The 13415-nt window shown below is 53.9% G+C and carries 7 protein-coding genes and 4 pseudogenes; 4 read left to right on the top strand and 7 right to left on the bottom strand.

All coding sequences use genetic code 11. The annotated features are described in order from the left end of the window. Window positions 1-102 precede the first annotated feature (102 nt). The 3 genes and pseudogenes from F4U94_RS23035 to tnpC all read left to right on the top strand — a co-directional run. A pseudogene (locus tag F4U94_RS23035) lies at window positions 103-396 on the top strand (transposase domain-containing protein); the annotation flags it as partial. A 17-nt stretch (window positions 397-413) separates the two neighbouring features. After that, complete coding sequence (locus F4U94_RS23030; protein WP_019052496.1) at window positions 414-659, top strand: hypothetical protein; 246 nt, start codon at window positions 414-416, stop codon at window positions 657-659. Window positions 660-980: 321 nt separating this feature from the next. After that, window positions 981-1583: pseudogene (tnpC, locus tag F4U94_RS23025) on the top strand (IS66 family transposase); the annotation flags it as partial. 271 nt (window positions 1584-1854) lie between these two features. Here tnpC and F4U94_RS23015 read toward each other — a convergent pair. The 5 genes and pseudogenes from F4U94_RS23015 to F4U94_RS22995 form a co-directional block, all read right to left on the bottom strand. Next, window positions 1855-2259 (bottom strand): annotated as a pseudogene (locus tag F4U94_RS23015) (transposase); the annotation flags it as partial. An 87-nt stretch (window positions 2260-2346) separates the two neighbouring features. Further along, window positions 2347-4275, bottom strand: coding sequence for a GSCFA domain-containing protein (locus tag F4U94_RS25210; RefSeq protein WP_249042109.1), 1929 nt, complete (start codon window positions 4273-4275; stop codon window positions 2347-2349). Between the two features lie 119 nt (window positions 4276-4394). Beyond that, a complete protein-coding gene (locus tag F4U94_RS23005; RefSeq protein WP_150412321.1) occupies window positions 4395-5570 on the bottom strand; it encodes a polysaccharide pyruvyl transferase family protein in 1176 nt (391 codons plus the stop codon). Between the two features lie 57 nt (window positions 5571-5627). After that, a complete protein-coding gene (locus tag F4U94_RS23000) occupies window positions 5628-7256 on the bottom strand; it encodes a hypothetical protein (RefSeq protein ID WP_150412320.1) in 1629 nt (542 codons plus the stop codon). Between the two features lie 65 nt (window positions 7257-7321). Continuing rightward, the gene (locus F4U94_RS22995; RefSeq protein ID WP_150412319.1) at window positions 7322-9073 is read right to left on the bottom strand and encodes a glycosyltransferase family 2 protein; all 1752 of its coding nucleotides are present in this window, start codon (window positions 9071-9073) and stop codon (window positions 7322-7324) included. Between the two features lie 471 nt (window positions 9074-9544). Here F4U94_RS22995 and glmS point away from each other — a divergent pair, with 471 nt between their 5' ends. Continuing rightward, on the top strand, window positions 9545-11368 hold the full coding sequence (glmS, locus tag F4U94_RS22990) for a glutamine--fructose-6-phosphate transaminase (isomerizing) (protein WP_150412318.1): 1824 nt from the start codon (window positions 9545-9547) through the stop codon (window positions 11366-11368). Window positions 11369-11628: 260 nt separating this feature from the next. Here glmS and glmU read toward each other — a convergent pair whose 3' ends face one another. Both glmU and F4U94_RS25655 read right to left on the bottom strand, forming a co-directional pair. Continuing rightward, window positions 11629-12927 (bottom strand): bifunctional UDP-N-acetylglucosamine diphosphorylase/glucosamine-1-phosphate N-acetyltransferase GlmU, encoded by a 1299-nt coding sequence (gene glmU, locus F4U94_RS22985; protein ID WP_249042110.1) that lies wholly within the window; start codon window positions 12925-12927, stop codon window positions 11629-11631. Window positions 12928-13076: 149 nt separating this feature from the next. Beyond that, a pseudogene (locus F4U94_RS25655) lies at window positions 13077-13270 on the bottom strand (transposase); the annotation flags it as partial. Window positions 13271-13415 lie beyond the last annotated feature (145 nt).

Below are 13415 nucleotides of genomic sequence, written 5' to 3'. Positions count from 1 at the left end.
ATGGCAGGGAGCGATCCCGTTGACGGTGGAAGCCATCTGGCTCAGAATGCATGCCTCGCCGCTCAATGCCGGCGCATAGAGATCTGTTGACCAAATCTCGCTTTCCTTCGTGACCCAGGACGTTGTCCACCCGTATGCCTCACGAACAACGCAGCGGAACGGGCGCTACGCTGTGTGCCACTCGGGCGGAAAGCATGGCTATTTTGCGGCTCCGATCGCGGCGGTCAGCGCGCCGCCATCATGTTTTCACTCATTCAAAGCTGTCGCCTCAACGACTTCGATCCCCAGGCTTGGCTCGCCGACGTCCTTGCCCGCATCGCCGGTCATCCGGCTAATCGGCTTGGCGATCTGCTCCCATGGAATTGGAAACCAACAGCGTTGAAGCTAGAGCCGTGATCTCATAGCATCACGGCATGGAATTTGACCCGCAACCCGAACTGATTGAATCCTCTCTCTGCCGGTCCATCGAACAGGCGGGCGTACGGCTGACCATCAACATCGTGCGGCTCGCCACCGAACGTGGTTGGTCCCTCGAGGTCGTCAACGAGCACGGCACCTCGACGGTCTGGGACAATCTATTCCCCACCGACCGCGATGCCGATGCTGCATTCCGCGATGTGCTCGCTCAAGAAGGCGTCGAGGCCTTCCTCGGCAAGTAAGATGCCAAAACCCCCAGCAAACCGTCAGTAGCCGCGGTCCTCACCGGATGCGTACATTTGAAGAGGAGCAGCACAATGAATCAGGCATCGCTCTGGGCCGCAAAAACTGCTTGTTTGCAGGATCAAAGGCGGGCGGTGACCAGGCCGCTGCCATGTGGATCGGCGTGCAAAAAGGACCCCGTTAGCGGGGTGATCGGCGTCTAAAAGGGCCCCCTCATTTCGATGGTTTAAACAGCTGCCTGGATTTTCAGGCGGCGAGATCGGGATGTTGGTTTTGGAGACAGTTGTTCGGATCCGGCACGAGTATGCCGGACCCGCGCCCTTTGCTGGAGCCACGCGCGCCGTTATTTCTTCGAGCTGGCCGATATCGCCGCGCAGCTCAAGAAGCGCCGCAAAAAGGCCGTCATCTCGCCGCTGGCCGTAGAAGCGGTCCGCCGTATCGACGCGATCTTTGACATAGAACGCGCCATCAACGGCAGATCGGCCCAAGAGCGTCTCGCCCTTCGGCAGGAACTCAGCGCACCGCTGGTCGCCGATCTGGAAGAATGGATGCGCGACAACCGGTCCAAGCTATCGAAGAACAGCGATATGGCCGAGGCCATGGATTACATGCTCAAGGCTTGGCCCGCCTTCGCAGCCTTCCTCGACGATGGCCGCATCTGCCTGACGAACAACGCGGCGGAACGGGCGCTCAGAGGTATAGCCCTGGGCAGAAAATCATGGCTATTTGCCGGTTCAGACCGCGGAGGCCAGCGCACTGCCTTCATGCTGAGCCTTATCGGCACGGCAAAGCTCAACAACATCGATCCGCAGGCTTGGCTCGCCGACGTCCTCGCGCGCATCGCCGACATCCCCCAGAACCGTCTCCATGAACTGCTTCCTTGGAACTGGCGCACCGCAGAGGATCAACGCGAAGCCGCCTGATCCGCGGCCTTCACCGAATGCATACACCGCGTCACCCATCATTGCGACATCGTCGAGACCGGCAATGACAGCTGGCGCTTCAAAAACCGCAGCTGATCCGCCCCACAGCCCACAATTAGAAGATGCCTTGCGCTGCGCGCGCCTCCGGTCGGGCTACGCCCTCCCTACGCCGCGCGCAGCGCAAGGAAGCGCGTTACATCATCCATGCGCAATCCTGACAGGGGGTCCCTTTTGCGCGCCGATAAGGGGTCCCGTTTGCACGCCGATTGACACCTGCGTCATAGCCGCGCGGTCCACCTGCTTCGGTGGTCTTCACGCTCTGGCTGTCGATGGCCGCCGCCGATGGCATCGGTTCTCGCCCTGATCGGACGCGGTCCATCTGAACGAGATGGTGGTTGAGACTTTCGAATATCCCATCGTCACGTAGAGTGCAGAACCACCGGTAAACTGTGCGCCATGGCGGAAAGCTGTCAAGCAAAAGCCGCCACGGACATCCCGCCCGCAGCAAATAGAAAATGGCCTCGATGATCTCCCGCATCGGCCAACGCCGTCGCCGCCCACGTTGGCATGGTGCTGGCAAATACGGCTCGATCAAATGCCATTCCGCGTCTGTAAGATCGCTTCCATAACGAAGCTGCGCGCGACTATGATGCGCGCGGGCGGTCGGGTTCCACATGATGGCTTCCAAGGTTGGTGTCGCAACCCCTCGGAATCATATCGAAACTCGGCCGTCCACCGTTGCGTTAGCGTTCCGACACAGCCTCTAAGAACGCAAAGCCAGCATCCGTTCCATCTCTAACATTTCTTCTTCGCAAATCAGACCGGCGGCATTTGCGGTGGTCATCTCAATATTTTCAGAGGATGCCGCTAGAATTTCATTTTCCGCAGCACTCTCAGTGGAGAGAGCTTTCTCCGTCATATGCTCACCGAATACGCGCATTACATGCGCAACGCCCTCAGCTTCTACATCACGCAAGTTCGCACTGAAATATCGCCCGCGGGAATAGCTTCCGGTTATGATTTCATAGGAAGGAAAATAGACGACGTCGTTTAGGGTTTTACTGACCTCGCCTGCGGCGGCCCGCAGCACGGATTTCGAATAAGTCGTTGCGGACAATACATGGTCGCCGCTTGCCGTTGCCTTTAATGGAACAGGCGATACGGTCAGGATGATACGTGCTGCGGGATTGACGCTGCGAAGGATTTCAAAAGCTGCAATCAATTCAGCGCGAACATCTTCGACGCGAAGATTCACGAATTGATGTATGTGCGGATCGAAGGCTCCACCACTGGTTCCGGGGCATAGTGGATATACCGCGCCATCTTGTTTATTCACCCAGCATTCGGTCAAACCGAGCGTAAAGACAAATACATCAAGTTCCCGCATCATCTTGCGGACAGCAGCCAGATGCCGATTGCGGTCCTCTTCCAGAGCACGAATGGTAGTGAAGGGCGTAGGTTGGATTGCAGGACGATAAGGATCGACAAAGCCAGACCCGTCGCTCGAATGCCAAAACCGATCCCTTGGATCAAATTTCCCTTCGGCTCTCTGAAATAGCTGTAACAATTGGCGACTGGTATAGATGTTGCCGTAACGCGCCGAAAATGTGCCATAGTTAAAACGTTGAGCCAAATCGCCCGGCATGATCGGGTGCGCGATTTCAGGTACATAATAGTTGAAGCCGTTGCCGCTCAGATGACGAGCGATATGCTGGGCGAAACAACTACCTGCTGTAGCGACACGATCGGTTGTTTTAACTTGAAACGGAAAACTGGTAACGGGCGCCAATTGGCCTGCATCGGGCTTGACGACGGCTTCTCTCCAGAAAGCCGTTGGAGCCATACGAGTGTAGGGATTAGAATGAGCGGTTGCTTTCTCGCCTGCCTTGCCTGCGAGTATATCTTCTATTTGGGACATCAATAACGCCCCATATGCGATATTGGCATGTGTTGCATTATCGTGTGGTATGAACTCGGCCTGGAGAAAGCCTTCGCTATCCAGCGCCTGAACCGGGCATTCGATAAAGGCCAGACCGTAGGCGCTGCACAATTTACGGACTGCCCGCGAATGCAGGCGCCAAAGCTTATACCGCAGGAATGGTGGCGATATGCTCTCAGGCGTGCTGAACCCAAAAAACGGGTCGAGATGCGCACTGATATGTTCATTGCTTCTGATTGGCGGTGGGGATTCAAGATGAAACGCCGGGCAATCTACAGATGCGGTCAACCCGTTGAATATATCGCCCACTTCATTCGTAACGGACGTCAGAATTAGATCGTAAACTTCCGATTCTGATATGATCGTGGCACCGTCTGCCAACGGAAGATCGGGCGCATCGCTCAATACGAAATCAAACGGCTCATTATGCGCGACTAGGCCCAAAATATTATGCGCATTGCCCCCGATCAGCGAAAATACGGCTTTCTTTTGCTCTCCCGTTCTGAATCCAGGAAAAGAAACAAGGCGGAATTGATCGTCCGTCCGTGCTGTCAGCGCGTTGTTCAGCGCCTGAACAAGCCGCTGGTTTAACCGTGGGATACCGGTGGTCGTATCTACGGTTGGCTGGAATGCGCTCTGGTGCAACAGCACGAAAGCCAAGTCATGGGGATGATGCTCGCCCGCATGCACCGCCGCCAACGCAGCCTCTATGAGTGCACCCATATGGCTGTTGCCGATACAGATCACTGACATTCTCGTCTCCAGTAGAAGAATTGTTCAGAATGTATGGAGCATGGGTATCGATAAATCTATCGCTATCCCATGGTAGCCGACGAGAATGCGCGGGCCCCGACACGCAACAACACGCTGATTTACCACCACCGTCCCGGACGCCGATAGATTATACGGCGCCCACCTCGATCTAGGACAACCGCTTCCAAATGAGGTTTTCGCTGTAATTCCGCATCCAGTTCGTCTGCAACATCAACATCTGAAAAATCGAAACCAGCTTCGACGATCGCATGTATTTGCGGTTCTGCCCATCTATCATAGAAAAACTTCATGAAAGCGTTATCTATACAAGCATGGTCGATAAATATTTCTATGGGGCTGCCGCGTAGATTGAGTTTTTCCACACTCTCCGCATGCTTACCAACGATGATGAACCGCGGCCGATGCAATCTCAACATAGCCGATGCAAAGGTCGTGTCTAATCCGTCTGGATTCATGTCTGTCGATGCGTCGATGAAAATATGAATAGGCGCGGTGCGACATTGATCAACCGTAAGAATATCTTTGCAATTAGATAACGATCTTCCGGATTCTATTAACAATGATCTAGGAAATGCAGATTTTAGATCATTTCTGTTTATGATAGAGTGATGTGTTTCACACATTGGCGCTAGATCATTGATCTTTATAAAACCCTGTGGACGAAATGAATTATGTTGCGGGCGGCGCGTCGTCGAAAACCAATCTCTGAATTTAAAACCATTACCATGAACGGCATTGCCGGTTTCAACCCAAAGATTGCCTATTCCCAATGCTTCAGCAAAAATCAGCCCGTGCAATGACGAACTGACAATAAATTCACATGTCGACATTTCTTCCAGAAAATCACGAACGCACAGCGTCGTAACATCGATAAAATGTGCACCCTGTTCACGTAAATCCAAGAAAAACGGATCAGCCTGATTTACATAATGTGGGACGATGCCCAAGCGACCGGATCTAATTTTCGACGTGATATGCAGTAGTTCAGGGAGAAGGTATGCCGGATCGCCCAACGGCACATCCACCACGACGCCGTGATCCTTCAAACAGGCCAGCGTCATCTGCCCACGCAGGGCATGGATATTGCTAGCGGTGGCGCCGCCAATGCCTTTGGCGGGATCCATAACACCTGTTCCCCAAATGATGCTCGACGGCTGCGCCCATTCCATCACACTGCCTACAGCCAGAAGATGAGGCCGTTCGACCTCTCTTGTTTGGTAAGAGGGAACCCCACCAACCGCCGATACCAGATCAGCGTTGGCGAGGTCACCCACATTGGGAACCCCGGTGTAATAGCTTAGGGGAACGACCCCGTCGCTAATCGTCACGACTTACGATCGATATTGCACAAGAGACACCCGTCCTTTGACATTGCCGAGAAGGGCAAAGGCCGCATATGGGCCAAGATTGTGGTCACTCATCAATTTGCGCGCATGGGGTGACGTTTCGATGTAGTTACTCAGATTGAGAACGTTGGAAGGGCGACGGCCCTCGATATCGCCAGCCATGACGAAATGTGAGAATGGACTGCTCAGATTGTTCAATTTAAACTGAAGACAAATATCATCATACATCTGAAGATATTCACCTGATTTAAAATGTTCAATTGGTTCTACGCCGGAAGAAACGCCAACAGTCAGATAATGCCAGAGAAGCGTATTTTCACGAACGGGGGCAGCGAATTTTCGGACAGGGCCACCGTTGAGCTTATGAGCTTCCTCATAATAATAGCTAGAAACAAACAAAGGATTTGGATCGTACAATAATATAGATCCAATTCTAATGTAATGGTCAATTGCGTCTTTATATTCGCCACGCGCTATCGCCCGCTCCACATCGGGATACTTCCATAGATAAAATATTGGATCAAAAATTTCAATAAACGCACGATTTACCTGATTTTCTGATAAAGTAACTATTGGCAAATGCGATGGCATATATTCGCTAAGCCAGTGGTAATAACTGTGTCCTCTTACTTCGAACGGCCGAGGAAATGCTTCTTGTAGGTCTGCATTTTTACGGAAAAGGTGCCGACTTGCTGGAGTGACCTTAACACCATTTTCGTAAAAATCGCCTCCGTAGGGAAACTTCTCCAGCTTTTCTTGTCCACGTTGCCGGATAGCCTCTTCATAATCCCGTTCGATCTCAGCAACCGCACCAGAGCTGGGAGCGAATATCTCCCTTACCCGCCTATGCGTACCGCTCGGACCTGTACCAGAGAAATGATATGTCAGAAGCGGGTAGCCATCGACAATGAACGGTGATGAATCATCTGCCTTGCCATGCTCTACTACGCGGCCAAAGACGTTCCAGCTTGCAACATCCATATTGGGTTCGCGTAAGATGCGAACATTGTCGAACAGGGCAGGCGCCAAATCGCACCAGCGCTGATCCGTAAATAAACCATATTCCTTGTCGTCGTAACAATATTTAGTCAACCGTTCATCCCACCATTTTGCAAACGCTCGACCAGCTGGAGCGTTACGAATGACAAGATGACCAAGGTTATAAGTTCCATGCGCAACAACAGACATTTCTGTCATTTCGACGCCCAATTCCGTTTCTTCCGGCTTTGTGATGTGAGGCACCAAGCCGATCTCAGCATCGCCCATATAATCGCTTATAGGTGTAAGGTCCGCGTAAACGAATACGTCAGGGTCCATATATAGATAGAGGTCAGCCTCAATCTCTTCGAGCATGCGACACAAGGCGCGCCCTTTGACGGCGGTACAGATCTCCATAACATTATGGGTGAAAGTCCAAGCATCGGAAAAACCCAGATCGGCCGGCTGCCAAATATGATCGAAGGGTTCTTGCTTTAGGTCGAGCCATGACGGGATTACATCGTTGAGGCACAGAATGATGACCGCATCCGGATGGTGCGTTTTCAAACTGTCCGCAAGCGCTCGCGCCTTCGGCAAATAGTTGATGGAACAACTGGTATAGACAGAAATTTTCATAGCTGGTTCTTTCAGCAAGGCTTTGGTTCAGCTGAATCCATCAGCTGGTTCGCATTAACACTGCCCTAGGCGGCGGTTGTTTCCACCACCTGCGATTTAACCAAGTTTTGCAAATATTCGATCTCGCGAGACATTTGCAGAATTTGCCCATCCTTCCGGCTGAGAGCAGCCTGAAACTGAATGATTTGTTCTTGGGTGTCTTTGCTCACAGGCACAATATGCTGTTTCAGAAGACTGCTCCAGCAAGAAGCGCCTTGGGAAGCGGACCCATAAAATAAGCTGTAGAGATAGGCTGAAATATCACGCGTCCAACCAGTCCGATCGGGCGCCGTTACCGAATTATCGTCACCTTCACGGATCGAAATATGCGCAATGACCTTCGACAAGTTCACGACGGGCGGCAGATCAGGCGCACTGAGAAGTAGAAGAAATAGTGTATAGTCCTCGCTAAGATCATAATCAAAGCGGAATTCCGATACCCGGCGTAGGAGGAATTCACGCGGGATAACTGGACCACAGATCGGCAAATGATTAACGCCAGCAAACATGCTGCGCCAGTTCAACCCAGGATACTCTGCCCTGTAACTGGATTCGGCGAGTATTGGGAATGCTTCATTGATTTTGTCCCAGCGTTCTGTGTGTACGATGGAATCACCCAAAATGAAAGGCCGTGCGCCACAGAAAAAGGCGCTCGCAATATTCTTAAAAGCGAATAGATCGACATAATCATCGTCGTCCATGAACCAGATATATTCGCCCTTCGCAGCCTCGACCCCACCAAGCAGATTGGCGACACGACTGTGCTCGGATCTGCGGTTTACCGTCAAATTGATGTCAAGGCGGGGGAACTCCTGCCGAATGCTATCAAGGTGTTTAGCAGCATCATTTGCATCAATGTCGGTCGATAGCATAATCTCGACGGGGAGCGACTGGATGCGGGCTCGGCTAATGCTGGTAAGCATGCGCCGAAGAAGATACATCCGTCGAAACTGAGTTCGGGTGACGATGGAAATCATCGGCCCGTCAAGCAAAGGCTCGATTACATTTTCGGCCGCGTCAATCAGTGTCCGAAGATGCGAAGGCACTGGCCTGCCCAACGTATCGCATTTCGGCTTGTAAGCCAGCGTCAATGGTCCGGCCAGTGTCGACAGCACTTTGTCCGAAGTCAGTGGTTCAGCAAGATCTCCCGCCTGTTCTGCCATGAGGGACAGATTTCTGCTGCGGAAAGGTCCATTAACGCCGGTGGAAAGATCAGGGGAATAAAGACTAAACTTACCCTTTTTGGCATAGCTCGTCGCAATCAGCGCTAGTTCGAAAACCTCGCCGTTTGAAACGCCATTATCTCTGATATAATCACGAACATCATCTGCTGATACGAGATACAAATCGATCATCGTATCGATAATCGGATGAAGATCCGGATTGTAAAAAATGAAAGGTTCAGTCGAACTATAATTTGCGCAATAGCGTTCGTCGTTAAGGCCTAAGCCACCACCGGTGACAATCGTCACCTTATCGTTATGTTCAACAATACGACCGAGAAGCGTTTCAAGACGGTCCAGCAGATATTCATCTACGATCGTGGCTGCATTGCGCGATACCAACACCCACTTGATCGACGGTAATTTAACTACCTCTGCGAGGGATGGAAGAAAGTCTGCTGATGCCTGTTTTGTAAAGGCTTCCGCGCCATCGAGAAACTTTTCTTCTATGCCGCCTGCCGGAGGAAGTTTCTGGCGCTCCAGTAAACATGCGATCCCGGGAAAACGCACGCTATCTAGTTGGAAAGATAGAAACACTGGCACCTCGCTGAACATGAGCAACTACAACATGGACAATAGCGATAGGCCCTTAGCGCATATCTGGCCCGTTGAAACCAACGACCAGATAGCACCAAAACCGAAAGAGTCTGGAAAATGCGATTCCCTCCAACTGGCGGGAACGTCCATCAACCAGCGAGCAACCCTCTCACGATGCCAATTTATCGCCTCGTACCAAAAAATCTTCGACTTCCGTTAGCATCGGATTAGCCAAACGCAACCAGAATTGGCAATATGTTTGTCTCATCATGAAAGACGACATGTGAGATTGGTCGGCCGAAAAAGCCATATCAAAACATCCTCCTGGGTGTGGCCGAACGGGAAGTCCACCTAATACATAAGGCATTGCACTCTTGCCACTTGCCCACTGGCGTAGATGCGTTAGGTCGGGCCGGCTTCACCCATAGGGTGGCTGGGATAGTCTAAGTGGTCGCGGACAAGTTGCGACCAGTGTCAGGGAACGGCATTATGTGCGGCATCATTGGTATTGTTGGATCGGGCGAGGTTACAGCACATTTGGTCGAGGGACTACGCCGCTTGGAGTATCGTGGCTATGATTCTGCGGGTGTCTGCACGATCAATAACGGCGCGCTGGATCGTCGCCGAGCTGAAGGAAAGCTTGACAATCTCGTCAATGTGTTGGCAGCAGAGCCGCTAATTGGCCATATAGGTATCGCCCACACCCGCTGGGCGACGCATGGCGCTCCGACCACCAACAACGCTCACCCGCACGCCACCGCTGAAGTTAGCTTGGTGCACAACGGGATTATCGAGAATTTTAAACCCTTGCGTGACGAACTGATCGCTCGGGGCCGGACGTTCGAGAGCCAGACCGATAGCGAAGTGGTGGCACACCTGATTTCCGAACGGATCGAAGCAGGAGATATGCCTGAAATAGCGACCGCAGCCATTCTGAAGCGCCTGCATGGTGCGTTCGCACTGGCGATATTGTTCCGGCAGTACCCGGATCTTCTCATCGGCGCCCGTCTAGGGTCACCGTTGGTCGTCGGTTATGGTGATGACGCGACCTATCTTGGGTCCGACGCACTCGCGCTAGCGTCGTTTACCCAGCGTGTTGCTTATCTGGAGGAAGGCGACTGGGTAGTAGTGACACGCGATGGCGCACGCATTTTCGATGCCCAGGATCGTCCTGTCGAGCGCGAAGTAACAATTTCAGGTGTGACCGGCGCGTACATTGACAAGGGCAATTACCGCCACTTCATGTTGAAGGAAATTTTTGAGCAGCCAGTCGTCGTCGCGCAAACCTTGCAGAGTTACATAAAGCCATTGGACGGACAAGTTGCGCTCCCGATCCCCGATTTCGCGCTATCATCGATCCAACGCATAACAATTATTGCATGCGGGACGAGCTATTATGCCGGGATGGTGGCAAAATATTGGCTGGAGCAATTCGCGCGCGTAGCGGTGGAAATCGATGTCGCTTCTGAATACCGTTACCGGGAACCGGTGATGGAAGAGGGGGGCTTGGCGCTTTTTATTAGCCAGTCTGGGGAAACTGCCGACACGCTTGCCGCAATGCGTCACGCCAAAGCCGGTGGGCAAAAAGTTGCTGTCGTTGTTAACGTCCCTACCAGTTCGATGGCGCGTGAAGCGGATCTCCTCCTTCCGACCCATGCGGGCACAGAAATCGGCGTGGCGTCGACCAAGGCGTTTACATGTCAACTGGCAGTTTTAGCTGCACTTGCGGCTAATCTGGCTCGTGCCAAGGGACGGCTTAGTGCGGAGCAGGAGCGAGATATCGTAACACACCTGGCGGAGGCACCAGCGGCGTTGAACATGGCATTACAGCAGGACGAGCCTATTCAGGCAATATCGGCGATAATTGCGGGCGCGCGCGACGTCCTATACCTAGGCCGCGGCCCAGACTATCCGCTAGCGCTAGAAGGAGCACTCAAACTAAAAGAAATCAGCTATATTCATGCGGAAGGCTACGCAGCTGGCGAGATGAAGCATGGCCCGATCGCTTTGATTGATGACTTAGTACCGGTAATCGTACTCGCTCCATCCGGACCATTATTTGAAAAAACCGTATCCAACATGCAAGAAGTTCAGGCACGGGGCGGAAAGATAGTGTTGATTTCCGATGCTACCGGGGTCGCCGCGGCAGGAGAAGACTGCCTAGCTACGATCACGATGCCGGATGTACATCCATTGATTGCGCCAATTGTATATGCGATTCCGGTACAACTGCTCGCCTATCATATTGCGGCCATTAAAGGCACCGATGTGGATCAGCCTCGCAATCTCGCCAAATCCGTGACAGTGGAGTAAAATTCTTAGTTGCGCGCATCAAAAATGCGCGCAACTAAACTTAACGGTTTTGACTGTAGGCCTATATCGCCAAGGTTGCTGGAATGCCTCACTGGAAGCCGTTCGCTGGTCCTAGAATGAAAAAGCGTGCTCAGTCGGCATAATCCACGGCTTCTTTGCTGTGCTTACAGCTATATAGCGACGAAGATTAGAATCTTGCAGCGCCACCCAAAGCACAGGGAGCCTGCCTCGTTATAATCCGGTCAGCCAAGAGACGAAACTCATGCCTTGGTGGTGGCCTTCTTCGCCTTCATCCGTGCGCGAAAGGCCGCCGCCCAACCGGGCTTTGCCACCTGTTCCGGCCGCACCAGACACAGGACATCGGCCTCCACCGACCGCGTCACCACGCTGCCCGCCGCCACGATCGCGCCCGCACCGATCGTCGCCGGGGCCACCAGCGCGCTGTTCGACCCAATAAACGCGCCCGCCCCGATCTCGGTCCTGTATTTGAAAAATCCGTCATAATTGCAGGTGATCGTCCCCGCGCCGATATTCGCGCCCGTCCCGATACTGGCGTCGCCGATATAGGACAGATGATTGACCTTGGCGCCTTCGCCCAGGATCGCCTTCTTGATCTCGACGAAATTGCCGACCTTGGCTTTCACGCCAATATCCGCGCCGGGCCGCAGCCGTGCATAGGGGCCGATATCCGCCCCACGCGCCACGCACGCGCCCTCCAGATGGGAAAAGGCGTGGATGATGACATCGTCCGCCACGGTTACGCCGGGACCGAACACTACGTTCGGCTCCACTACCACATCGCGGCCCAGCACCGTGTCATGCGCGAAAAACACCGTCTCCGGCGCCACCAAAGTCACGCCATCCCGCATCGCTTCCACCCGGCGGCGCGCCTGCCACTGGGCTTCCACGCCTGCCAGTTCGATGCGGCTGTTGACGCCCGCCACTTCCCAGGCCTCCGTCTCGATCACCGCGCTCGCCCCGCCGGGCAGCATGACGATGTCGGGCAAATAATATTCGCCCGCCGCATTGCTGTTCCCGATCTGGTCCAGCAGCACGAACAGGTCGATCGATCGCACCGCCATCAGCCCGCTGTTGCACAGCGTCACCGCCCGCTCGGCCTCGCTGGCGTCCTTATATTCCACCATCTTCTCGATGATGCCCTGTCTGTCGGCGATGATCCGACCATAGGCGGCAGCATCATCGGGGCGAAAGCCCAGCACGACCGCGCGCGGCTCATCCCCCCGGCTCAGCCGGTCCAGCATAGCCTGCATCGTTGTCGCGCCCACCAGCGGCACGTCGCCATAAAGGATCAGCACATCCCCCGCAAAGCCCGCCAGCGCATCATGCGCCTGGGCGACCGCATGGCCGGTGCCAAGCTGCTCGGCCTGCACTGCGACAACCACGCCGCTGCCCGCGACCGCTTTTTCCACCTGTTCGCGCCCCGCGCCCACGACCACGACCTGCCGCTCCGGCGACAGCGCGCTAACGCTCGCCAGCAGGTGCAGCAGCATCGGCCGTCCGGCAACGGGGTGCAGCACCTTGTGCAGCGACGATTTCATTCGTGTACCCTGCCCCGCGGCAAGAATGATGACGGCGAGCGGTCGCGAAGACAGATGAGGGTCGGTCACGATGATTTCCCGATATAGTCGATGGACTTTGACCGCTCTGTGCCATGTTTGCCTTGCCTTTGCCACCGCCCACGCGGCGATGCGTAACGAGCGGTGCGCCTTATGAGGACGACGGCAGCGGTAGCGTAGATGAGCGCGGTCGCGGATTTTGATAGTTCGCTCGAAGTCCTTTGCGAGGCCGGCGATTGCGGTTGATCCAAGCGAATGTGCGTTTAATGAACCATCGTCTGGGATGAACAACGGAGCCAGTCTGATCGGAAAATTTGTGGACAATTCGATTGTTATGAAGATGGGTATCGCTCCGGTGAGGGCCGCCTTGCGGTGATCGGCTGATATTTCGAGATGGCACCGGTGCAAGCGCCGGTGTTTGCACCGATACTAGGAACGGTGCGATGACTCAGATCACGGTAATTTCAGGC

Source organism: Sphingobium limneticum, from assembly GCF_008710155.1.
Taxonomy (GTDB): Bacteria; Pseudomonadota; Alphaproteobacteria; order Sphingomonadales; family Sphingomonadaceae; genus Sphingobium; species Sphingobium limneticum.
The sequence above is the reverse complement of the archived record's forward strand: the minus strand, read 5'-3'. Positions and strand labels throughout refer to the sequence as shown.

What these genes read in the sequence shown, in the direction of transcription:
- F4U94_RS23030 (WP_019052496.1), top strand. Translation starts at nt 414, where the DNA reads ATGGAATTTGACCCGCAACCCGAACTGATTGAATCCTCTCTCTGCCGG.
- F4U94_RS25210 (WP_249042109.1), bottom strand. Translation starts at nt 4,275, where the DNA reads ATGTCAGTGATCTGTATCGGCAACAGCCATATGGGTGCACTCATAGAG.
- F4U94_RS23000 (WP_150412320.1), bottom strand. Translation starts at nt 7,256, where the DNA reads ATGAAAATTTCTGTCTATACCAGTTGTTCCATCAACTATTTGCCGAAG.
- F4U94_RS22995 (WP_150412319.1), bottom strand. Translation starts at nt 9,073, where the DNA reads ATGTTCAGCGAGGTGCCAGTGTTTCTATCTTTCCAACTAGATAGCGTG.
- glmS (WP_150412318.1), top strand. Translation starts at nt 9,545, where the DNA reads ATGTGCGGCATCATTGGTATTGTTGGATCGGGCGAGGTTACAGCACAT.
- glmU (WP_249042110.1), bottom strand. Translation starts at nt 12,927, where the DNA reads ATGAAATCGTCGCTGCACAAGGTGCTGCACCCCGTTGCCGGACGGCCG.